Source organism: Neoalteromonas facilis (genome assembly GCF_002807665.1).
Classification (GTDB): Bacteria; Pseudomonadota; Gammaproteobacteria; order Enterobacterales; family Alteromonadaceae; genus Alteromonas_E; species Alteromonas_E facilis.
Genome location: NZ_PEAY01000002.1, coordinates 90,161 through 113,349, shown reverse-complemented (window position 1 = coordinate 113,349; position 23,189 = coordinate 90,161). Strand labels below are relative to the sequence as shown.

The 23,189-nt window shown below is 45.0% G+C and carries 21 protein-coding genes; 10 read left to right on the top strand and 11 right to left on the bottom strand.

The window, feature by feature from the left end; all coding sequences use genetic code 11:
• The first annotated feature begins 21 nt into the window (after nucleotides 1-21).
• Nucleotides 22-504: a hypothetical protein gene (locus CSH93_RS06650; protein ID WP_100642462.1), complete on the top strand. Its 483-nt coding sequence runs from the start codon at nucleotides 22-24 to the stop codon at nucleotides 502-504.
• Here CSH93_RS06650 and CSH93_RS06645 read toward each other — a convergent pair.
• The 3 genes from CSH93_RS06645 to CSH93_RS06635 form a co-directional block, all read right to left on the bottom strand.
• Nucleotides 501-2,069, bottom strand: coding sequence for a ShlB/FhaC/HecB family hemolysin secretion/activation protein (locus tag CSH93_RS06645; RefSeq protein ID WP_100642461.1), 1,569 nt, complete (start codon nucleotides 2,067-2,069; stop codon nucleotides 501-503). The genes CSH93_RS06650 and CSH93_RS06645 overlap by 4 nt on opposite strands.
• Before the next feature lie 69 nt (nucleotides 2,070-2,138).
• The gene (locus CSH93_RS06640; protein ID WP_100642460.1) at nucleotides 2,139-3,488 is read right to left on the bottom strand and encodes a sigma-54-dependent transcriptional regulator; all 1,350 of its coding nucleotides are present in this window, start codon (nucleotides 3,486-3,488) and stop codon (nucleotides 2,139-2,141) included.
• A complete protein-coding gene (locus CSH93_RS06635; RefSeq protein ID WP_164078313.1) occupies nucleotides 3,481-4,866 on the bottom strand; it encodes a sensor histidine kinase in 1,386 nt (461 codons plus the stop codon). The genes CSH93_RS06640 and CSH93_RS06635 overlap by 8 nt, the downstream gene beginning before the upstream one ends.
• A gap of 318 nt (nucleotides 4,867-5,184) precedes the next feature.
• Here CSH93_RS06635 and CSH93_RS06630 point away from each other — a divergent pair, with 318 nt between their 5' ends.
• Nucleotides 5,185-5,766 carry a hypothetical protein gene (locus CSH93_RS06630; RefSeq protein WP_100642458.1) on the top strand — a complete coding sequence of 194 codons (582 nt, stop codon included), beginning with the start codon at nucleotides 5,185-5,187 and terminating at the stop codon, nucleotides 5,764-5,766.
• Nucleotides 5,767-5,889: 123 nt separating this feature from the next.
• On the opposite strand, the gene yjjX is transcribed toward CSH93_RS06630, so the two are convergent.
• Together yjjX and yrfG are read right to left on the bottom strand one after the other, a co-directional pair.
• On the bottom strand, nucleotides 5,890-6,414 hold the full coding sequence (gene yjjX, locus CSH93_RS06625) for an inosine/xanthosine triphosphatase (RefSeq protein ID WP_100642457.1): 525 nt from the start codon (nucleotides 6,412-6,414) through the stop codon (nucleotides 5,890-5,892).
• A gap of 29 nt (nucleotides 6,415-6,443) precedes the next feature.
• On the bottom strand, nucleotides 6,444-7,130 hold the full coding sequence (gene yrfG / locus CSH93_RS06620) for a GMP/IMP nucleotidase (RefSeq protein WP_100642798.1): 687 nt from the start codon (nucleotides 7,128-7,130) through the stop codon (nucleotides 6,444-6,446).
• 114 nt (nucleotides 7,131-7,244) lie between these two features.
• Here yrfG and nudE point away from each other — a divergent pair, with 114 nt between their 5' ends.
• From nudE to CSH93_RS06600, 4 genes are all read left to right on the top strand, one after another.
• Nucleotides 7,245-7,808 (top strand): ADP compounds hydrolase NudE, encoded by a 564-nt coding sequence (gene nudE / locus CSH93_RS06615; protein ID WP_100642456.1) that lies wholly within the window; start codon nucleotides 7,245-7,247, stop codon nucleotides 7,806-7,808.
• 2 nt (nucleotides 7,809-7,810) lie between these two features.
• Nucleotides 7,811-8,632: a 3'(2'),5'-bisphosphate nucleotidase CysQ gene (gene cysQ, locus CSH93_RS06610; RefSeq protein WP_100642455.1), complete on the top strand. Its 822-nt coding sequence runs from the start codon at nucleotides 7,811-7,813 to the stop codon at nucleotides 8,630-8,632.
• A gap of 18 nt (nucleotides 8,633-8,650) precedes the next feature.
• Nucleotides 8,651-9,220: a YceI family protein gene (locus tag CSH93_RS06605; protein ID WP_100642454.1), complete on the top strand. Its 570-nt coding sequence runs from the start codon at nucleotides 8,651-8,653 to the stop codon at nucleotides 9,218-9,220.
• Between the two features lie 151 nt (nucleotides 9,221-9,371).
• A complete protein-coding gene (locus CSH93_RS06600; RefSeq protein WP_124748949.1) occupies nucleotides 9,372-10,190 on the top strand; it encodes a substrate-binding periplasmic protein in 819 nt (272 codons plus the stop codon).
• On the opposite strand, the gene CSH93_RS06595 is transcribed toward CSH93_RS06600, so the two are convergent.
• On the bottom strand, nucleotides 10,191-11,186 hold the full coding sequence (locus CSH93_RS06595) for a WD40 repeat domain-containing protein (protein WP_100642452.1): 996 nt from the start codon (nucleotides 11,184-11,186) through the stop codon (nucleotides 10,191-10,193).
• A 185-nt stretch (nucleotides 11,187-11,371) separates the two neighbouring features.
• Between CSH93_RS06595 and CSH93_RS06590 the strand changes: the two genes are divergently transcribed.
• The 4 genes from CSH93_RS06590 (at nucleotide 11,372) to CSH93_RS06575 (ending at nucleotide 17,384) form a co-directional block, all read left to right on the top strand.
• A complete protein-coding gene (locus CSH93_RS06590) occupies nucleotides 11,372-13,576 on the top strand; it encodes an ATP-binding protein (protein WP_164078312.1) in 2,205 nt (734 codons plus the stop codon).
• Between the two features lie 98 nt (nucleotides 13,577-13,674).
• Nucleotides 13,675-14,841 carry a hydroxymethylglutaryl-CoA reductase gene (locus CSH93_RS06585; protein WP_100642450.1) on the top strand — a complete coding sequence of 389 codons (1,167 nt, stop codon included), beginning with the start codon at nucleotides 13,675-13,677 and terminating at the stop codon, nucleotides 14,839-14,841.
• An 88-nt stretch (nucleotides 14,842-14,929) separates the two neighbouring features.
• The gene (locus CSH93_RS06580) at nucleotides 14,930-16,738 is read left to right on the top strand and encodes a DUF885 domain-containing protein (RefSeq protein WP_100642449.1); all 1,809 of its coding nucleotides are present in this window, start codon (nucleotides 14,930-14,932) and stop codon (nucleotides 16,736-16,738) included.
• Nucleotides 16,739-16,757: 19 nt separating this feature from the next.
• Nucleotides 16,758-17,384 carry a lysoplasmalogenase gene (locus CSH93_RS06575; protein ID WP_164078311.1) on the top strand — a complete coding sequence of 209 codons (627 nt, stop codon included), beginning with the start codon at nucleotides 16,758-16,760 and terminating at the stop codon, nucleotides 17,382-17,384.
• Between the two features lie 31 nt (nucleotides 17,385-17,415).
• Here the strand turns inward: CSH93_RS06575 and CSH93_RS06570 are convergent, their stop codons facing one another.
• The 5 genes from CSH93_RS06570 to CSH93_RS06550 all read right to left on the bottom strand — a co-directional run bounded on the left by CSH93_RS06570 (nucleotide 17,416) and on the right by CSH93_RS06550 (nucleotide 23,084).
• A complete protein-coding gene (locus CSH93_RS06570) occupies nucleotides 17,416-19,299 on the bottom strand; it encodes a tetratricopeptide repeat-containing diguanylate cyclase (protein ID WP_100642447.1) in 1,884 nt (627 codons plus the stop codon).
• 107 nt (nucleotides 19,300-19,406) lie between these two features.
• The gene (locus CSH93_RS06565; protein WP_100642446.1) at nucleotides 19,407-19,613 is read right to left on the bottom strand and encodes a YheU family protein; all 207 of its coding nucleotides are present in this window, start codon (nucleotides 19,611-19,613) and stop codon (nucleotides 19,407-19,409) included.
• Nucleotides 19,610-20,644 (bottom strand): hydrolase, encoded by a 1,035-nt coding sequence (locus CSH93_RS06560; protein ID WP_100642445.1) that lies wholly within the window; start codon nucleotides 20,642-20,644, stop codon nucleotides 19,610-19,612. Before CSH93_RS06560 ends, CSH93_RS06565 begins: the two co-directional genes overlap by 4 nt.
• Nucleotides 20,637-21,155 (bottom strand): TIGR02444 family protein, encoded by a 519-nt coding sequence (locus CSH93_RS06555; protein WP_100642444.1) that lies wholly within the window; start codon nucleotides 21,153-21,155, stop codon nucleotides 20,637-20,639. The genes CSH93_RS06560 and CSH93_RS06555 overlap by 8 nt, the downstream gene beginning before the upstream one ends.
• The gene (locus tag CSH93_RS06550; RefSeq protein WP_100642443.1) at nucleotides 21,156-23,084 is read right to left on the bottom strand and encodes an ATP-binding cassette domain-containing protein; all 1,929 of its coding nucleotides are present in this window, start codon (nucleotides 23,082-23,084) and stop codon (nucleotides 21,156-21,158) included.
• Between the last annotated feature and the right edge of the window lie 105 nt (nucleotides 23,085-23,189).

Genomic DNA, 23,189 nt, shown 5'->3' with positions numbered 1-23,189 from the left:
CATCGGCAAAGGGATTGCGACATGCAAAAACTGTTAACCGAAATCTTGATCACCGGCAGTTGGGTGTTTATTGGTAGTTTCTTGCTCCATTACATAGCGTTTTGGCGCGGAATACTGCTCCCCGTTGATAGCGATGATATGCCCGATAACATGCGGGAACGTTCAGATCCGTTGACTAAAAAATGGTTAGATTTTGGCGGTGGCTATTACGGTATAGTTGCGTTCGTTCACCTACTCTATATAGAGTTTAACCAGTTGCGGGAATTTATCAGCGACTGGAACGGTGCCGATGAGATCTTAAAAGACGCCAGCGTAAGCAAATTCATCAACCTCTTAGTGCAAATATTCGTCGAACAATTTCAAAACTTTGGCCAAGCGATATCGTGGCCAGCTCACTATGTAAAAAACTTCCCTATTTCACATTGCGCCATATTGGTAGTCGTCAGTTATTTGCTCTACTGGGGTGCCCGCACACTTGCGCTCAAACGTTACACTAGACACTAGAACGATTTCTTTACTTCAATACGCAATTCCAAATTGCTCACATCACTCTGATCTGAGATAGGGTGAGCTAAATCAATATGAATTACCTGACGCTCACTGGAATGAGCGAGATACAAGCGAGCACCAATGCCGACACTTTGCAACCAACCATCATCGGTATTGCTGATCGGTGCATCACCCGACGCTTTACCTATGTCGTAAAACACCGCCCCACCGAGTTCAAATAACTGAAAGAGATTTATTTGTGGGTAATAGCGTAGCTCTGTATTGAGTAAGACCGAACGGTTACCGTGCTGATATTGCAATGGGAAACCTCGCAAATTGGTATCACCACCTAATGCAAGAGGCAGGTCGAGAAGTGGATTGTGGCCGTATTGCAACTTTAGATCGCCAAACAATGCCCAGCGCGGATTATAACGATACAGCAACTCTGAATTTAGCGTCGTTATCGACGAACCTTCGCCATTGTCCCCACCAGAAAAGCCTTTCCCTTTTAGCTCCGTCAAAAACAAGGTTTTGTCGTTTAATACAAAGCCTTTGGTAACGTTGTAGTGCCAAATAAGGGCATTTGCGTGAGTTTCATCATCCATGTTAACCCCCATACCACCGCTAACGTGCCAACCAAGATTGATATCTTCATTTTGCTCAATCAAATGTAAATTCTTCAGGGTGACGAACTCATCTTGCAGCCATTCACCGCCGACCCATGGATACATAAACTTTCTATCCGCGGGTAAATAAACGGAATCATTTTCACTAAAACTATGCTCATCTGTTACCACACCAGCCAGTAATCTAAAAACCTCATTCTCGGTGTCATATAATTTGAAACCTAACTCTGCCTGTACTTGCGTAATGTCATGACGAAACTGATATTCATCATGCTCATTGTGAAAAATCGTATCGATTCGATCTTCTTGATTAAACCCTACCGTCCCACCGAACTCACTCTTCAAGGTGATCATTGGCTTGCGCAAATACAGAGATTGTTGGTCACCATCCGGGCTATCAATCAGGCGCAAATGCGCATTCATGTTTTTGCCCAGATATACCGGAAACTTGCTGTCTAGTTTGTATCCCTGACGTTGTGGATTTGAGAAATAGGATACTTCTGAGTCAATACCGAGCCCGAACAAGTTACTGTCTTTTAGGCCGATTTCAAATTGGTTCTGCCCACCTTTACGGCCAAAATCTAAAGTCGGTAACAGCGACCAAGTGTCCCATGTTTGAATATGGATACGTGAAGATTCTTCGCTATTTTCCAACCTAACCGTGGCATCACGTAAATAGCGGAGACTGCGCAAATAGCGCTCAGCTTCATACAATACTTTGGGGTCTGTTTCACAGGGCGAGAGAAAACTTAAATCATTTTCTAAGGTGGCTTGCTTAGTGTTTATGTGCAACTTGTTGGCAATTCGATGGATCCAATTCGTATCTGGATTGGATTCATCGAATATTGGATTGACCTCAATTTTCATTTCTTGCGGTACTTCGCAAGCCAAGAGCGACCCTGCAATGCTAGTCAGACCAATGCACAAGGCACTGTAGCAGAATAAACGCCTCATATATCACCGCATACAAAGAGACACAGATGATAAGTATGGCCCTGCAACCTTAAGGTAATCTGAAGATATTTATGACGCTAAACCAAACTTCTCCAAACGGTAAATAAACGTTTTGTAACTCATACTCATTAAGCGTGCAGCCTGCGTTCGATTACCATTACACCGAGTGAGTGCCTGCTGCAAACAATCACGCTCAAAGCTTTCCCAATCCATGCCTTGCTCCGGCAGCGTAAACTGCGCGGGTGAATTTTGTGTACCAACCTCTCCCTTGGGTAGCAGCTCATTTTCATCCCCTAGCACCACAAACCGCTCAATCCGATTCGACAATTCACGCACATTGCCGGGCCACGGATAGTCTATAAGCTGTTTGAGCAATGATTTACTGATGTCAGGCACTTCGACACCATGCTGCTTACTCGCTTTGGCAATGAAGAATTGAATTAATCGGGGGACATCTTCGGTGCGCTCGCGAAGCGCAGGCATATCTATAGGCACTATATTGAGTCGATAGTAAAGATCTTCTCTGAAGGTATTTTCTGCCACCATCTCTTCAAGGTTTCGGTGTGTAGCAGCAATTACCCTCACATCGAGTTGCAACTCTTCATTTGCACCCAATGGAATAATGGTGCCCTCTTGCAAAAACCGCAATAAACGAGTTTGTAACGTAATAGGCAACTCACCAATTTCATCGAGAAACAGTGTTCCGCCGTTTGCGGCCGCGAGCTTACCAACCTTATCGCGATCAGCTCCGGTGTATGCGCCTTTCACCGCACCAAACAGTTCAGATTCCGCAAGTGACTCAGGGATAGCTCCACAATTTACCGCTACAAAAGGTGCATTGCTGCGACTAGACAGTTTATGCAGAGCGCGGGCAGCTAACTCTTTTCCTGTACCGCTTTCACCTCTTATTAAGGCCGTTGCGTTAGTATTCGAAACCCGCTGAATACGCTCATAAACGCGTTGCATACAAGGAGCACTTCCGACCAAATCAACCAACTGTTGTTGCTCAGACAGAGAATGACTTAGTTGTTGATTTTGTTTACGTAACCGCGCACTACGAACAATTTTATCGACACAAAGCAACAGTTCCTGACGCTGAAAAGGTTTGGCTAGATAGTCATCTGCACCTAGGTTAATAGCTTCCACTGCGTGTGCGATGGTGCCATAGGCTGTTGCCACAGCAAAGCCGAGAGAAGATTGTTCTCTGCGTACCCATTCCAATAGTGACAGGCCACTCAACGCACCTAACTTCCAATCTGAAAACACCGCATCGACGTCATTTTCTTTCAATAGAACAATGCCGGCTTCCACTGAATCGCCCGTAAGTACTTGATAACCGGCGGCCTCGAGAATCTGAGCAATCAGTTTGCGTTGTTGAGGATCATCTTCAACAACCAGAACGCGCGCTACATTACTCATTCACACTTTCCTCTGAACTGGCATTATGTAAAGTAAGAGATGCCTTGCAGCCGCCTTGTGACACGTTCTGTAAGCGAAGCTTGCCCCTGTAGTGCAGCTCTGCAAGGCGCTGTGTAATAAATAACCCCATGCCGGCACCTTCAGCTTTTGTACTTGTGTGAGGCTTAAACTCTCCTTGAAGGATCTCATCTGTACACCCCGCCCCTTCATCCAACACTTCAATACTCACTCCGTTGTCGATTTTGGCTACTGTCACTTCGATCGAACCGCCCGGTGGACTGGCTTCTACAGCGTTACTTAACATGACATGTAGCATACTGCGCAACTCCATCTCAGCGCCGATAATTTCAGCCCCTTCTTCTACGTCATAGTGGATGGTAAATTGAGTGCCAAATGAAACATCCAAAATAACATCTTGCACCACATTCAATACGCTTATGGGCCGATGTCGATGTATATTGGCGTCAGACAAGCTGAGCAAATGGCGAATGTAGTTGTCCATAACTTGAATTTTGTCTTTAGCTTGCAGTGCTAGCTCATTTTTTTCTTTCTCAGTAAGGTCGCTTTGTTGCATTTGCTCTACCGTCAAACCAATAGTGTTTAACGGATTACGTAATGAGTGCGCCAACCCCCTTGCTACTTCACCCAATTCCGCAAGGTGATTGCGTTGCTGTAATTGCTGCTCCATTTTATGACTATCACGTAAACGGTCGCTCATTGTATTGAAATGACGAATGGTGTACTTAACCTCACCGACGCCGGCTTCCTTAACCTGACTACCTAACTCGCCCTGCGCTACGCGATCAAATCCATTTGCCAATTGATGCAAAGGACGACTGATGTGGCGTGCTAACCAATAGCCCAACGCCAATCCCATTAACGCTAATACAAGGGTTACAGCCATTAACCCGGTGAAGTAAATATTTACTCTAGACTCGCTGTCATCAAATTGCATGATGTGTTGAATGGACTGAGTATTATCCGCACTTTGAACGCTGACACCATAGGCGTTGCCCACGCGCTTGAGGTTAAACCCTGTGACCGGCAATGCATCAGGTAATTGCGAAACGTGAACGATTTTTGTCGAATCACCCGTCACAAACTGAATACCATCACCCAAATCAACAGGTACGTTAGGGGCCTTTTCAATCCTAATTTCCACTGTGCCATCAACCTCCCTGGGTTGAGATGTGACATTGTCAGTTAAAGGTCCTGTTTGGGTAACAAAACTCAAGGCAAAATCGGTGACTGCTTGACTACGTGTAGATACCTCCTCAGACACCTGCTCACGGATCAGGTGAATAAAGGTCATTTGAACTGCTGCTACCAACAGTACAATACCGGCAATCAATAGAAACAAATAACGTTGAAGTGACATCATTCACCTTTTTTCGCACAACAATACGTAGACAATATTCAAATATTAAGCCAGCCTTTCAAATATATAAGCGGCTGATTAACTTAAAAATTTCAAGGGCCCGAAAACACAAGTGTAGGACAATTTCCTCATATGGGGAAACCGTATCCTGATATCAGGATAAATTCGACACATACAGGCTCAACATATCGCTTGATTAAAAGCTAACTTGTTGTTTAATTTGATATTAACGATTTTGGTATGGCAATTGATATACCTTTCTCAGGGACGCCACTGGGGTGAATTCCCATCGATAAATGCTCACTAAGGAGTTTTACAATGTTGAATAAAACGGTATTTACAATTGCACTTTGGGGATCACTGGCTTTAAGTTCACTTGCGATCGCTACATTTGCCAGCGCAGAAACAAAAGAACATAAAACCATTCAAGTTCACGCTGTGAAAGATGAAAATGTTCGCATTGTGGTTGATGATGCAGGCAACGAAAACGTCATCGTATTAACCGCAGAGGAATTAGCCGACGAGAATTTACTCGAAGATAAACTCGCAATGCTAGACAGTGATACTGCTGAAACCGTGCGCCAAGCGGTTGAAGGTACGCGCCATATGTTTGTAGATGGTTTCGACTTCACAGGGATGAAAGGGAATCATGAAAAAGTGATTGTTATCAACGAAGGTGTTGGTGAACAAGTTCACGCTTTTGCATTCGGCGATAGTGAATTTGAAATCGAATACGGCAATGAAGAAGGTGTAAAGCGTAAGCATCAAATCATCATCAACGGCGATGGTACAGGCGTACTTACAGGGCATACTGATGCAGTCGTTCGACTCATCGAACGTGGAGAGTTCTCACAAGAAGAATTAGACAAAATTCAAGCGGCCGTCGACGCGAAGCGGTAAGGTCGAAAGCGAGTGTTAACACTCATGAAGGCGCAACGGTGATAGTTGCGCCTCATCTTATGTCGTTATATTAGGTGTGTTAAATAATGTGAATACGGGCTGGGTTAATGCTACAGGCTGTGTTCAAAGATAAACACTCATCGCCATAATCGTGGCCGTTTCATAAACACTTTGACGTGTCGCCAAACCTTTTGTCAGTACACTAATCGCACCACCTTTTTGTTTTATATTGTGTGTATTGAAATGTTTGTCGATAACCGGACCTAGCTCTTTTCCTTTGAGCAAATCAGCATACACAGCTCGCGGAAGAGGCAGGTTGCCACTGCGGCCAACAGCGAGTTTCTTACCATTACTGATAGCTACATATGCGAACGTTGCCGGACCATCCTCAAACATATCGACACCGCCTTCATAGGCCACTACCCAATCAAAATGAGTGTCATGAGCACCGAGTTCAGATACACATTTGCGCACTCGGTTTACCGCACCCAACCGCGTTTCAGATTCACTCATGGGTTGATCGGCCACACCAGAGGGCACGCTCATCCCCTCAACAGTGACATGCTCGCCATCGAACCATTGACTGAAAGCTCTGTGTGCCGCGCCAACTTTTACTGGATTTTCGGAACCAACAAAAAGTGTGATCATGTGCCCTCTCTCGATATCTCAACGATAAACTACGAATGCGAAACCGGATAACGTGCAATATCTTCCAACAGTGCGCGGTAGTCGCTTACTGATTCAAACTCGGTAATCGTTCGCGTCGGCAATTTGCTGTCAGGGTTTTCTACCGCTAGCAAATGATTGATACCAAATGTCTGCGCAGCCGTCAGGATCGGTAAACTGTCGTCTACAAACAAGGTTTTCTCTGGTGCGAACCCCAAGTATTGTTGTAAGCGCTGCCACAACAATTGAGATTCTTTAGTAACCCCAAATTGATGTGTCGAAATCAATTGATCAATATGCGTATCCAATTGTGTATGCTCAACTTTTAGCGACAAACTATCCGGATGAGCATTGGTGACGAGAATGACCTCCCGACCACTTTCTTTCAATGCATCTAAAAACGGGATGGTATCGTCGCGCATACTAATTAAGTGCTCAACTTCACGTTTCGCCGCAACAATATCCATGTTCAGATAATCAGCCCAATAATCCAAACAGTACCACTCAATTTTTCCATTAATACGCTCATAATGGGCCAACATGTCAGCCCGACACGTTTCGATGGGTTGCCCACTTTTTTCTGCAATTTTCTTAGGTAAATGCTCTATCCAAAAATAATTGTCAAAGTGCAGGTCAAGGAGTGTTCCATCCATGTCCAATAAAACGGTGTTAATGTTTTCCCAGTCGAGATTTGGCAAGCGATTTTCCTTCATTTACAGTAAGCTGTGTAATAGTACTTCGATCAACTGCCTGTAAACGTTTTAACTATTGCGGCAGTAATGTGTTTTTATCAAGTTTAGCTGGTTCAACAGATGAGTAAAATAGATCCCAAAAAACCTTTGCCCGTTATCCACCATCGTGAATTGGTTGCGCAAAGCCAATTTTTTAAGGTGGAGCGAATCGATCTGGAGTTTTCCAACGGTGCGACTCGTCAGTTCGAACGAATGGCCGGTCAAGGTCGGGGGGCTGTGATGATTATCCCAATGATCGACGATAATCGTTTCTATCTGGTGCGAGAGTATGCGGCTGGCACTCACTCCTACCAACTGGGCTTTCCAAAAGGCCTGATCGATCCAGGCGAAACACCTTTGCAAGCAGCAAACCGCGAATTACAAGAAGAAGTCGGCGTGGCCGCACGAACGCTGCATGATATTCACAGTGTCGGCATGGCACCTACGTTTTTTAATTCCAGAATGAATATCGTAGTCGCTCAGGATCTCTACCCCAAAAGGCTCGAAGGTGATGAACCGGAACCGCTAGAAGTGATTGAATGGTCTCTGGATGATGTAGACGCGTTACTCGCTAGAGAAGACTTTATTGAAGCAAGGGGCATTGCTGCGCTATTCTTATTACAACGCTGGTTAAAGGATCAATAACGATGGCTGACTACAGTACGGAATTTCTGCTCGAACTTGCCAAGCAAGCTGCTTGTGAGGCCGGTGCAGCTGTACTGAAAATATACGACTCTGGAGACTATGAAAGCTATGAAAAAGCTGATGATTCCCCCGTCACCAGCGCTGACTATCACGCCAATGAAATAATCACCAAACTATTGACCGAACGAACTCCCGATATTCCCATAATGTCGGAAGAATCAAAGATTGAACACCTCGATCAACGCCAGCATTGGTCACGTTATTGGCTTATCGATCCCATCGATGGTACACAAGAGTTTATTGCGCGTAGTGGTGATTTTGCCGTTAATATCGCCTTAATCGAAAACAATGAGCCAGTGATTGGCGTTATTTTCTGGCCACCGGGACAATCGCTTTATTATGCGACAAAAGGTGGCGGTGCGTTCAAAGATAGTCCTGAAGGTATTGAGCCTATTAAGGTTCGTAAACTAGACGATCCTCATGATAGCGTGGTTATTATTGCTATAAGCCGCCGTCAGTCTCGTGAAAAAGTCTTTTCTCGCATGAGCGCGAAACGAGTTTATCAAACATTACCGCTGGGCAGTTGTTCGCTTAAAGCCTGCTTTATTGCTGAAGGCAAAGCTGACGTGTTTATGCGATTAGGTGTTACCGGCGAATGGGACACCGGTGCTTCGCAATGCATTATCAACGAAGCCGGCGGCAAAATTGTAGCAGCGAATTTTGAGCCGTTAAGCTACAACCAACGTAACTCCCTTGAGAACCCTGATTTTGTTGTGCTTGGCGACCAGCGTGTCGATTGGCACAGTATCGTTGAATATTATTAACCTTAAACTGGAGTTTATATGCGCCTTCTCATGCTAGCGCTGATGCTAGTGAGCTCATCAACACTGGCTTCATGGCACCTTGACAATAGCAAAAGCCAACTCAATTTTATCTCGACTAAGAATGAACATATTAGTGAGATCCACACGTTTGATACTCTCACGGGTTCATTGGGTAACGATGGAAAATTATCAGTCGAAATTGATTTAACCTCCGTCAACACACTTATCCCTATTCGCAATACCCGCATGCAGGAAATGCTTTTTAATGTGGCAGCCCACAAACTAGCATCTTTCAACACAACTTTGCCGGCTACCATTATGCAACTTGGCGTTGGTGAGCAGGTGATGCTTGAGCAGGCAGGAACCATGCACATTTCAGGGGCTGATGCTGAAGTCACATTTAGCATTTCCGTCAGTCGGCTTGATGACAACACGTTCGTTGCACACACACTAAAACCTACGCTGCTAAGTGCTAATCAGTTTGACTTAACCGGCGGTATTGATGCGTTGCGTAGTGTAGCCGGTTTGAAATCTATCAGTTACACCGTCCCGGTCACGTTTTCAGTTACCTTTGTAGCGACAAAATAAATCGCACCAGACCAGAGAGGACTTGCTCCTCTCTGTCTATATGCCCTCTCACCTACATTAGGCACGGTGAAAAATTTTACATTTCAGACGATCTGGTTGATTGATATTGCATCTTGGTACATTCGGTTCTAATGTCTTACTAAGTTTTGGATTGGGATTAGGTAGTATTGTTATCAAACCTGTTTTAGCTATCGCAGCGACTCTCATATTCTCTTTATTCATCAGCCAAGCAGTAGAGGCTAAAGCGTATAAAGTTTGCACTGTGGAGGTTCCAGGCGGCATGACCGCAGATAAGTCGGGGCCGCAACCATTAATGGATTTCTATGAAGAAGTCATTAAACGCGTGAGCGACAAAACGGGGCATTCGTTTGAGCTTATGTTCGCTCCAGCGTCACGCTGTATCCACATGTTCGGACTCAAAGAAATCTCGATAATGTGGCCGTTTATTATGGCGCAGGATAAAAAAGATATTGAGAAGGTTGGCTACACTGAATTCCCTCTATACTCAATGCCGATTATTTCTACAGGGCATTTGATCTTTACTAGGAAAGAGCAACCGGCGTTAAATAGCATTGATGATTTAGCAGGTAAGTCTGTCGTGAGCGCCAGAGGTTACGGCCTACCAGAAGCCTATGAAAGCAGTGAAAAAATAATCAAAACGCTGGTGAATAACAACGAACAAGTTGCCCGCATGATCATCGCTGGCAGAGTTGATGCCGGTATAATTCAGTCGGGATGGCTGCCCTCATTGCAACAATTAGGTTTACTTGAACACCTGCATCATGGCGCAATGATCGACTTTTGGGGCGGTTCATTTGCTATCCAACATTCTAGTGACGGCGCGATCTTAACCAGTATTTTTTCGAATATCATTCTTGAGCTTGTAGTCAACGGAACTTACGAAAAGTTAATGAAAGGCGCTCCTTATGCCATTCCTGCATACTCGCTGCCAACAGAGACAAGTCATTAATTACAAGCTTGCTTCTATGGATGATAAATCCCAATCTTGCAACACACCATCAGAGCTCAATGTACGCAAATACGATTGAGGCATGGGTTTCATATCTTCCATCGCGCTACCTAACCCATGTGATTCTATTGCCCAACTGTGAAGCTCTACTAGTTGTTGACTATCCCATAAATACACATCCGTTTTAGGCGAGGACGTAATCAACCATGAACGTTCGGGGTAAAACAAACTCTCCCGGAACCAAGTGAAATTCTTAAAAAAGCTTAATTCACCAATGTCACTGTCTCGTTGACTATCCCACACAATATGATCTTTCAATGCATCAGAAATGAACACACGGCCATTCCCATCCGTAGCCAAACTGGTGATACGGTGCGGTAGCGCTTTAATCGTTATTGGTTGATAGTTCACCATATCCCACACCACAACACGCCCATCATTTGCCCCTGAAAATAGACGTTGACGATTTACGGACACTAACAACTTGGTCACTTCTCCAGTGTGACTCTGATTTGTGCGGTAAGTGTTGCTTTCGATATCCGCAAAGATAACTTCACCACGACTACTCCCAACGATGAACCTTTGAGGTGCTTGAGAAAAGCGGATTTGTGTAATTTGTGCATCACCTAGATGCTGAGAAAAATCTAAACCGCCAAGCGCGGTGTTAGACTCAACATGCCAGACTTGGATCTGCTTTTTATTAGCGGTCAATAGGTATTCTGCCGACGCCGACAATTCCAGCAAAAAAGTATTCGCATTGATTTGCTCCGTTTCCCAACGAGCGACCTTCTGTTTAGATGCATTGTGCCAAAGCTCAAGACTATTACTGGCCAGTAACAAAGCAGCATAATCACCTTGTTGAGAAAGCTTGGCGTCCACGACAGGTTCACTGGTTATGCGCCAACGTTCTGTCGACTGAAACGCTTGTTGTTCGGGTTGGCAGGCAGTTGTCAGCAATGAGGAAATGACAAGCAGTAAGGCCGTTCGATAGTTCAATAGCTTTGGATCCGGTTCGAATATGCACCCACCGTATATTGTTTATGCGTTGTATACCAGAGACTGCGCGATTATTCGGTCGAGAATAATTGCTATTTTTCAAGGCAAGCCGCTACACTAGAAGCACTTATAGCGAAATGTTGAGCGCGTACTTTTTAATGATACGGTTGTTCCTGTTTATACTTATGCTGCAGCTATCGCCGACCGTATCGGGAAACCCTACCTACCCTGATGAACAGCTCACCAAAGAATATAGCTTGATATTGGTGAACTCGTTTAACGAATCCGAATTTGAAGCGCGTTTAATGCGTACGCTTATGAATGGTGCAGCTGAACATGAAGAGATTGTGGTGCTCACTGTGCCGCCGTTTTACGCCGACTCAGTTGACACTATTTCTGAAAGCACTAAGCAAATCATCTTACAAAGCTTCAACTTTCAGATTAAAAGCTTATTTCCCGATGAAAACATGGTGTTCAGCAGAGTAATTTCACTCGGTCGTCACGCCAGTGTGTTTATCGATACCAACCCGCAATTGTTCTCAAGCGCTGAACGATTTTTTCTTCACATTGACTGGCAACCCAAGACTGGCACCTTAATCCCTTCAGACTATTCACCTCAGGCTTCTTTCGAGCAAATCATGAGCCTGTTTCCCGATACAAAAAGAATCGCGTTCATACATGGTTCGCGCGAAAACACCCTTGATAAGCGCTTTGTAGGCCAATTTCGAACGAGAGTACCGGATAACGTCGAGCTGGTTTATATCAACCCTATGCTTTACGAAAGTGAAAGTTTAGACGCGTTGCAACGTCTTCCCAAAGGTACGCCAATTATTTACATCAATTATAAATATGTTGAACGCAATTGGGAAACGGCGCATAACTGGCTTGTTGAACAAACGGATTACCCCATCTTTACCATTTTTGGACACAATGTCGATCGCTACTTGGGAGGGGCTGTTGTTGTGCCCGAAAAGCTTGGTAAAGCCGCTATCGCACTCGCTATTCACGCACCTATAGCGCTAGATAAAAACCCCGTCATCAGCGCTCAAGTCAATGCCCAACAACTCGAGAAGTGGGGTGTCTCCTTGAGCGATTTGTCCAGCAACATGGAATTGGTCAACGAAACCCCGAATATGATTTCGTTTCAGGTTGTACTCGAAATTACCGTTCTGTTCACCGTCGTCATATTGTTGCTCGTATTGTGGATGCTGTTTCGCGCAAAAGTGAATGCGGAAAAACTCAAAGTTGCGGTTGAACAAGCCAATGCAGCGAATCATGCCAAAAGTAAATTTTTAGCTAATATGAGCCATGAAATTCGAACCCCCATGAATGGGGTTCTTGGCGTTTTGCAGATATTGGAACGAGCCGACTTGACTGAGAACGCTCAAACACTTGTCTCGCGTGCTTTGTATTCCGCGACCAGTCTCTTAACGATCATTAATGACATTCTCGATTACTCCAAGATAGAAGCAAACAAATTAACCTTAGAAAGCGCACCTTTCTCAATTCAAGATGTTGTTGATTCCGTTGTGAATGACGTTAACAAAGATGCATTACGAAAGTCGCTGACATTAGATGTCGTTTTGGATGAACACTTTAATGACGGTTGGATTGGCGACCCGGTCAGGGTGAAACAGATTTTGCTTAACTTGGTCAGTAATGCGGTTAAGTTTACCTCTTCTGGCTCAGTAAAAGTTCAGATTTCAACCGTTGAATATGATCATCGGCAAGCGCTCAAATTTAATGTCATCGATACGGGCATTGGCATGAGTGAGGAAGCGCGTAACCGAATTTTTGAGCGGTTTAATCAAGCCGATTCATCGACAACGCGTAAATATGGCGGTACAGGACTCGGTATGTCGATTACCGCCAGTTTGATCAGATTAATGAATGGCCGAATAGAAATAGAAAGTGAAGAAGGCTCTGGAACCCATGTCAAAGTCATACTGCCATTGAAGCAATCTCAAATTGAATATACGCAAAAGAAAAAGGGGTCATCTCAAGCCCCTTCATTAAACGGTGTATCTATATTGGTTGCAGAAGATAACGACATCAATCGAGAAATAATCGCGTCGATGCTCTCACCATGTAACGCGAATGTAGACTATGTTGAAAATGGTATTAAGGCGGTAGATGCGGTCCAAGATAATACTTACGACCTGGTCTTGATGGACATACAAATGCCAGAGATGGACGGTATTGAAGCATTCAAAGTAATTAACAAAAGCCACCCTCAAATCCCTGTCATTGCATTAACCGCGAATGTCATGGCTGATGATATTCAACACTATATCGCTTTGGGGTTTGTGTCTCACATTGGTAAACCGATAGACATTAATGCACTGTACGAAACACTGCGCGTTTTCGCCGTAGCTAGAGCATCACACTAGCGGGTACGCTTATATATTGTTATCAAAACTGTTCATTGTTAATTCGGTTACACCGCCTTTAGGATAGTGTGCATAACTCACAATAAAGGGGTAAAACAATGGCAAAGATCCCACGCGACAAACACAATGATTACACTGTTGAAATGGCAACTGAACGGCGTGATTTTATCAGCCAACAAACCGACTCATCATTGACCAATGTTGGCCATTATTCTATCCCACCAGCAGCACTTTCTGGCAATATTGAGAACTTCACTGGCGTCGCTCAAGTCCCTATCGGCTTTGCTGGCCCTATGCTTATGAATGGCGAGCTCGCACAAGGCGAGTTTTATGTACCAATGGCAACGACTGAAGGCACGTTGGTAGCCAGTTACTCGCGAGGCATGCGACTCACGCGTGAATGTGGCGGCATCAAAACCACTGTATTGGAAGATGCCATGCAAAGAGCACCAATGTTTTCATTTGATAGTGCCCGCGAATCACGTCAATTTTCAAAATGGGTTGAGGCCAATTTCGAGCAGATTAAATCTGCTGCCGAGAGCACCACTAGCGTAGGTACACTCACCAATATTGAACAATATGCTGTGTCGAAATTACGCTGGTTGCGTTTTAATTTTCAGTGCGGTGACGCTGCCGGTCAGAACATGGTGAGCAAAGCCACACGTGCAGCTTGTGAATGGATTGTCGCGCAGAAACCCGAAGGGCTTGAGCATTTTGTCCTTGCTGCCAATATGGACACTGACAAAAAGCATTCGCACTTAAATTCGTTACACACGCGTGGTAAACGTGTGGTTGCAGAGGTCACATTAGACAAGCAACTGATGACCGATATTATGCACTGCCCTCCTGAAGCGTTATTCAAGCAACGACAATATTCGAATATGGGTGCCATCATGTCGGCGAGTGTCAGTAACGGAGCACACTTTGCCAATGGTATTACCGCGTTATTCATCGCCTGTGGGCAGGATGTGGCTAATGTAGCGGAGTCTTCTGCTGGGTATACTTATTCAGAAATTCTGCCCAATGGTGATTACTACTTCTCCGTCACTATTCCATCCTTGGTGGTCGCCACCTATGGTGGTGGAACAGGACTCCCAACCCAGCAAGAATGCCTCAATGTATTAGGCTGCTCGGGTAAAGGACAAGTGAATAAGTTTGCAGAGATAGTCGCTGCAACCGTGCTGTGCGGGGAGTTATCTTTGGCGTCAGCGGTGGTCGCCGATGAGTGGGTCTCAAGCCATGAAAAGTTAGGACGAAACCGCTAATCGAATTTAATTTGTCGTCTAAAGGTCTAGAGTAAAGACTTCGCTCAAATGTCTGGTAGGATAGGAAAAAAAACCAGGAACCAGACACATGAAGTTATCCACTCTTGCCCTTTTCGTCGCTTCGGCTTTCAGCCTAGCGGCGTGCCAACCCAACACTGATTCATCACCGGCTTCAACAACACAAGCATCTGAGCAAACGAGCAGCGCAGCCAATGCTGTTGCCGATCAAAATGAAGCATTTGCTGGCTTCAGCCAAACTTTTATTGAAGCTTTTTGGCAACAATATCCGGAATATTCAGCGTGGGCAGGTTATGGCAAGTATGATGATATCATCAGTGTGCCTGATGCCGCTGGTCGTGAATCAGACAGAGCGTTTATCAATGCGCAGCTTGACGCATTGTCAGCGTTTTCGCTGGAAGCGCTAAGCGATGCGAACAAAATAGACTATCACCTTATTGAAAACACGCTAAAACAAGCCTTGTGGGAACTTGACGAGTTTAAGTCTTATCAATGGGACCCTTCTGGCTACAATGTTGCCTACGGGTTTGCGAATATTTTAAATAGCCGTTTTAAGTCGGCTGATGAAAAATTTACGCAAGTTCTTAATCGCCTACAATATGTCCCGGATTACTACGCAGCAGCAAAAGCCAACATTGACACACCGACACTGGAACATACGCAATTGGGGATATCCCAAAACAAAGGCGTATTCAGCGTACTAAGTGAAGACTTACTTACTCAACTTGAAGAAACGTCATTAAGCGCTGAAGATAAAGCTTTATTCGCGCAACGCCTAACCGCTGCACTTGATGCAGTTACAGATTACGTAACATTTTTAGAAGAGTTGGAATCTTCGCTGACTGAAAACGACTCGGCTCGCTCATTCCGCATTGGTGAAGCCTTGTATGAACAGAAGTTCGCTTTTGATATTCAGTCTGGCTATAGCGCGAAGCAAATGTATGAAAAAGCGCTACAAGACAAGGCCAGCGTAACCGCCGAAATGGTCAAAATTACTGATGAACTTTGGCCTAAATATTTCCCTGATACGCCTCGCCCGGAAAGCGATGCAGACGCGATATCGACGTTGATCAAGCACCTATCGGTAAGGCACGTTGAGCGCGATAATTTTGTAGAGGAAATCCGAGCGCAAATCCCTATGCTTGAACAATTTGTTATAGAGCATGATTTAATTGAATTGGATAAGGAGAAGCCACTGGTAGTGCGCGAGACGCCTGAATACATGCGTGGCTTCGCAGGTGCTTCTATTAGTGCACCTGGTCCATACGAGAAGAAAGAAAACACCTACTACAATGTAACGCCATTGGATGGAATGACAGATGAACAAGCCGAATCATATTTGCGCGAATACAATCATTGGATACTGCAAATATTAAACATCCATGAAGCCATTCCAGGCCACTACACACAATTGGTTTACTCCAACAATTCACCCTCATTGATCAAGAGCGTGTTTGGCAATGGTGCCATGATCGAAGGTTGGGCAGTGTACACCGAACGCATGATGCTAGAAGAAGGGTATGGAGACTTCGAGCCTGAAATGTGGCTTATGTACTACAAATGGAATCTGCGTGTGATTTGCAACACCATTCTTGATTACGCTATTCAAGTTAAAGGCATGAGCAAAGAAGAAGGGTTAGATTTGCTTATGAATGGTGCTTTCCAAGAGCTAGCGGAAGCCGAAGGTAAGTGGCGCAGAGCGACATTGAGTCAAGTTCAGCTCACCAGCTATTACAGTGGTTATCGAGAGATATATGACTTAAGAGAGGCTCAGAAAGCGGCCTTGGGTGATCAATTTGACCTTAAGCAATTTCATGAAACCTTCCTAAGCTTCGGCAGTGCGCCGGTGAAGCACATAAAGTCATTAATGGAAAAATAGCCGCCCTATGCCTTTGACCATGAGACATTGGTTACTGGGTGGCTACATTGTCACAGCGTTAGGTTATTTAACACTTTTGTGTTTTTGGCCTAGCGCCGTCACCGTGTTGCATAAAGCGCTACCTGTCAGCCTATTGGTCGTGGCTGTATTACTTTATGCACCGGTAACATTTCGCTATCCATTGTTGCTAGCAAGCATCGCCTCTGTTGCTGGCGATATAAGTTTAGCCTTGACCTTCGAACAAGCATTTATCGTCGGACTTGGCAGCTTTTTGCTCGCCCATTTAGGTTACTGCGTTGCCTTTTATCGCTACGCTAAAAATACAAAGTGGCCATTTAGCATTTGGTTTGTTTTAGGCTATATGGGGCTATTTTTGTACGTTTTACTACCTCACGCCGGTACGATGACATCGCCTGTCAGCGTCTATGCCTGTGTCATTGCAGCAATGGTAGTGACCGCATTAAAAACCCGTCAACCATGGTTAATGGGAGGCGCCCTGTTGTTTATGTTTTCTGATTCCATCATTGGGTATAACCGTTTTGTTGCACCAATAGCAATTGCCGACATCGCCATCATGACAACCTATTATGCTGCTCAATGGGGATTAATATGGCCCTTTGTAAAGCCTCAACCAGCCAACCCCTGATATGCGCGAGGCTGCGGAAAACGGCGGCACATTATGTGATGGTATAGCGATTTTTACCTTCGCGCTTGGACTGGTATAACCCTTTATCTGCTGAGTCCAACATTTTCTCAATGTCCAAAGGTTGCGTTCCATCAGCAGCAAAATGAGCAATACCAATACTGATAGTCAGGCTTACTTCCACACCTTGTCGAATGGTTAACGAATGATGACCAATTTCTTCCATTAAACGACCCGCCACATCTTTTGTATCGATTAACGAAGCGCGCGGCAATACAATTAAAAATTCATCACCACCTAGGCGGCATAAAATATCATCTGCACGCAAAACAGATTCCGCTATTCGTGCGATATTAATGATGACTTTGTCGCCCGCTTTATGACCCCAAGTATCATTAATATGCTTAAAATCATCGATATCAAAATAAAGGACCGCCAACTCGCTGTCATTGGCGTGGCTACTGTTTGTCCAATTCTCAAAGTAGTCGAATAAATAGCGTCTATTGTGCAAACCCGTTAGATCGTCGCGAATCGACAACGCCAATAGCTTCTTTGAATTGCGCAGTTGCATTAATGCAAAGACGAGCAGCAATATAGATACCACCACAATACTGACGATAAGCAAACGTTGCTGCTGCACACGCAATGATTGCTGGGCTGCTTCAACATCGCGTAGCTGATCACGTTGTTTAAGAAACTCTATTTCTTTGTCTTTGCGCTCAGCTTCCAGCGACACGCGCAATTGCGTGATCAAATCTGAACGGTTCTTATCTTGCAGCGCAATACTTTCCCTGTAATAGCCATTGAGCAGTTCAAAAGCATTGACGAAATCACCTTGCTTTGAGGCGATCAAACTTTGGATGTACTCAAGCTCCAAATACCACTGAGTACCTTTGAGCCCCGGCAAGCTATCAAGCATAGATCTTGCGGCGCTCAAATCCTGCTTAGCTTCGTCAATATTATTACTTTGTAGGTTGCACAGAGCCCGCTTTTTATACAGTTCAGCGTCGTAGTCAATGATCCCAGAGAGTGCCAATGCATCATCAATAGCAACCATCGCTTGTTCACAGGCCCCCATTTCGGCCAGCGTCATTGCTCTGCCATAGTGAAGATAGTAATGCTCGCTGTACTCCCCCGTAAACGCTAGAACTTGCTCATAACGGTCAAACGTCGACAGTGCCTCATCCCAGTGCTGCAAACGCCTGTGAACGATGGCTAAACCGAGCAACGTGCTGGCAATAAATGGTTTATAGTCCAACGATTCAAAATAGCCCAAAGCACCCTGGTAATAGTTGACGGCATTTTCGAAATCCCCTGAATAGTTATAGGTATCGCCCAGGCTTTCTTCGAGCAAGCCATTGTAGAAGGGATTCTGAAAAGAAATTAATTCTTGATAGGCCCCGTGTAGGACGGAATTTGCTTTAAAGTAGTCGCCCGACAATGACAATGCATAGCCGAGCTCTCTAACGGCTAACGCGTAAATCGTGCTGTCTGGCGATGAAGCCAATGAGTCTACTGTTCCCTGTAATATTTCAACTCCGCGTTGAATTTCGCCACTCTTGTGCGCATGAACGCCGGTGAGATAGTCAAACCACGCCTTTTGCTCGGGTGACATTATATTTAGCAAAGGAGAAAGCGCACTGAGAGTGCTTGCGACATCATCATATAGCGTCAATACATCTTCGCTTTGTGCCTTACGCAATAGCAACCAAACACGCTGACTTTGCGTCATATTTTGCGACGTCAATGCTTCGTTGAGAGTTTGGTAAGCTTTTTGAGGATTGGTATAAATTTGGCTTTCATAAGAGGCAAGCAATGCTTCTGAAGGCACTATGGCATGCACAGGAGCTACCCAAAGCGCCAGAGCGATAAAGGTTATCGACCGATAAAATCGTTGCAATGTGCTCTTAAATGCCAAACCACTGCTCCTACAAGATACCCTATATCAAGCCGCGAAACTGCTGACAGGTATTGACGAAAAACAATGTCACCTAGCATTGAAAGTAGCAAAGTCGTGAACGAAAGTCAGCCTTTCTTAATAATATCGACGCTCTCATGCAATTCAGAGTATTGCAGCATAGCATCACCAACTTTCAGTTGTTCAAGCACCTGCTCTACCTTGGTATTGAAATCGACTTCTTCTTCGCCGTAGTCGGTGCCTTCACGCAACACAACACTCTCAACGATATTGCGCAAGGTATCGGGTTCGAGCTCATCAATGGGAATAATCACGGCTGTTGTGCCTGCCAACGACCTAATTGCTCATCCAGAAAAGTGGCTAAACGTTGATGAAACCAAATACTCGGCGCCCAAGGAGGGCCCTGCATAAACCCCACATGGCCACCTCGTTCACTTAACTCCAGCGTCACCGAACGCGCCAGTTCATGCTCTTCAGGGATGACATTTTCATTCATAAACGGATCATCCTTAGCGTGCATAATTAAGGTTGGCGTGTGTATAGCTTGCAAGAAATTATAACCGCTACACTTCTCGTAATAGTCCACAGCATCTTCGAAGCCATGTATCGGTGCCGTGACTTTCTCATCAAAGTCTCTAAATGAATCAATCGCTTTAATCTGCGCTTCGCTGAGTAGCAGATCATTGCTGTAATCTAGACGTTGCATTTTTGTTGTTAAGGTGCGCTTCATGCTGTTCAACAAGTAACGTTGATATACACGCGAAAACCCTTGATTGATGCTTTGTGCACACTCCGCTAGTTTTAGCGGTGCCGATATAGCAGCTGCGGTTTGTAACCAACGTTGCAATGGATTTTCACCCAACAGCTTGAGCAACATATTACCGCCTAGCGAAAAGCCCACACCGGCAAAAAACTGATCAGGGAATTGTTGGCGAAGCCGGTCAAGAATGAAAGACGCATCGCGAGTATCGCCCGAATGATAGGTACGTGTTGTATGATTCGCTTCACCGCTGCAACCGCGAAAATGCATCAAAACGCTTTGCCAATTTTGCTTAAATAATGCCGCAACCACATCATTCGCATAATGCGACCGAATGCTGCCTTCCAAACCGTGAAAGATAACCACTAGCCCCTTGCATACGTCAGGTTTGGGCGACCATGCCAAATCGATAAAGTCATTATCCGGCGTTTTTACGCGCTCATTTCGGATAGCAATTTTCTTACGCTTTTGAAGAAAGCGCGGCCAAATTGTCTGTATATGGCGGTTCTTGGCCCATGAAGCAGGTTTAAAGTCGCTCTTAATAATGCGTCCATGTGCTTTGCGTTCAGACTCTGCTTTACTCAATCGAACCTCTCATTGAAATGTACGCCTGTTGAAGTGTTGTGATAGTTTGCTCAATCACTTTTTTCGGCACTGAATAACCTGTTAAATATATTTCGAGCATATTGGTCTCGTTGCCACTATGCGTCTCGCTAGTAACCCCATTGAGCAGGCGTTCTGTTGTCCACTTATTAATACGGTCTAACAGCAACGAATGCTGAATACGCTCCAATTCAATTTCTTGATCTTTTAGCTGCTGATATACCCTTGGCGAATCTGCCTTTGCTTCTCGTCGCATAACTCGATGTGCTTTCAACTCTTCTTGAGAATCGGCTATTGCAAGGCTTAATTGGTTTAAACACTGGGCATCAATATTAAGCTTTTTATGCGCTAAGTACTGCAGTAATAACAGCACATTGACATTACAATCATAGGCATCTTGAAGCGACAACAAATGCGTTGCGACGCTTCCTTCGGCATAGAGTGCCAGTGCAAAATTCCACGCCTCTTGTGTTGAAATTACGTCGCGCGTCATTTACGCCTCTTGTTTGAATGCCAGCTCGAGTTGCTCTAATTCATCCAAATCCATCATCCACGTTTCTTCTGCGTCGGCAAGTGCAGCTTTACACTCGCTTTCTTGCGATAGTACTTGCTTTAACTTGTCTTTCTTAGATTCTTCATACATCTCAGGGTCGGATAAACTGTGTTGCAACTCATCCAGCTTCTGCTGTAATGACGCTATCTCACGCTCGGCTGACTGGATTCGTTTGCGCAATGGCGCGGTGCGTTGTCTAAATTCAGCTTCCAGGCGCTTCTGTTCTTTTTTATCCACTGACTTAACGACTTTGCCATTGCTTTGCTCAGGCGTTGTTGTGTTTTTTTGTTTATCTGAATCGGCCAACCACCTACGATAGTCCTCAAGATCGCCATCAAATAAGGCAACCTGTCCGTTGTCGACTAAATAATACTCTTCACACACACTTTCCAGTAAGAAGCGATCATGCGAAACCAAAATCATCGCACCTTCATACCCTTGCAATGCCATGTTCAGCGCTTCACGCATGTCCAAATCTAAGTGGTTTGTCGGTTCATCGAGCAATAGTAGGTTTGGCTTCTGATATACAATCATCGCCAATACTAGGCGAGCCTTTTCACCGCCCGAGAAAGGTGCCACCGGCGCTAATGCTGAATCGCCATGAAAATTGAATCCTCCGAGATAATCTCTAATAGATTGCTCAGTCGCTTTAGGATCAAGTCGTTGAATATGGGTTAACGCCGATGCTTCAAGGTCGAGGTACTCTAGCTGATGCTGGGCAAAATAACCCACATGTAAGCCCGCCGAAATGTCATAGTGACCGCTCATTGCCGTCAGCTCTTGGGCAAGCAATTTGATTAAGGTCGACTTACCCGCCCCGTTGCGCCCAAGTAATCCGATTCGACTGCCGGGTACTAAATTGAGCTTTACCTCACTCAACACCACTTTAGTATCGTAACCAACTTTGACCTTCTCCATACTGATCAGCGGATTAGGTAGCTTATCGGGTGTGCCAAATGCAAAGGAAAACGGTGAGTGCGAATGGGCTGGTAGCAAAAGCTCCATTTTCTCGAGTTGCTTAATTCTGCTTTGTGCTTGCTTGGCCTTTGAAGCCTTCGCCTTAAATCGCGTGATAAATGACTGGAGATGCGCGATTTTATCTTGCTGCTTGGAATATTCTAGTGAGTGCAACCGCGCTCGTTCAGCCTTCTGTTTTTCATAGGCGCTGTAGTTGCCGGTATAGGCCACAAGCTTTTGCTGTTCGACGCTTAAAATGCGGTCTGCACAGCTATCAATAAAGGCTTTGTCATGCGAAATCAGAAGCAGCGTTCCTTGATAGCTTTGGATCCATTTCTCGAGCCAAATTACAGCATCCAGATCTAAATGGTTGGTGGGTTCGTCTAATAGCAACAGATCTGACGGACAGAGTAGCGCTTGCGCCAAGTTTAAACGCATTTGCCAACCACCCGAAAAAGCACTAACTGGCGAACTTAATTGGTTCTGACTGAACCCCAGTCCTGCCAATATGGTCGACGCCCGCGCTTCTATACTGTACGCACCCGCATGTTCTAATGCTGCATGCAATTCGGCGACTTTCTCGCCATGCGCGTGTTGATCCAAAGATTCCACATGACGCAACTCTTGCTGTAACTGGCGCAAATTTTTATCACCATCAATTACATAGTCGAGTGCGGCGCGGTCGGTTGCCGTGACTTCCTGTGCCACTGACACAACACGCCAATTCTTTTGTACGTATAGTTCACCCGCTTCTGGCGTTATGTCACCCCGCAAAGCAGCAAATAAACTGGATTTACCACAACCATTAGCACCAATAACAGCCACTTTTTGGCCGACTGGGATCTCGATTGACGCGTCGTCCAGCAGTATCTTACTGCCTCGCATTAGGGTTATTTCGGTTAGCTTTATCATCAGTGACTGCTTATTTAAAAATCGCCGCGGATGATACCAAAAATCCCCGTATAATAGTTAAATCGATCGCTATTTAATGTTGTGCAGTATGAGTACAATGGCGTG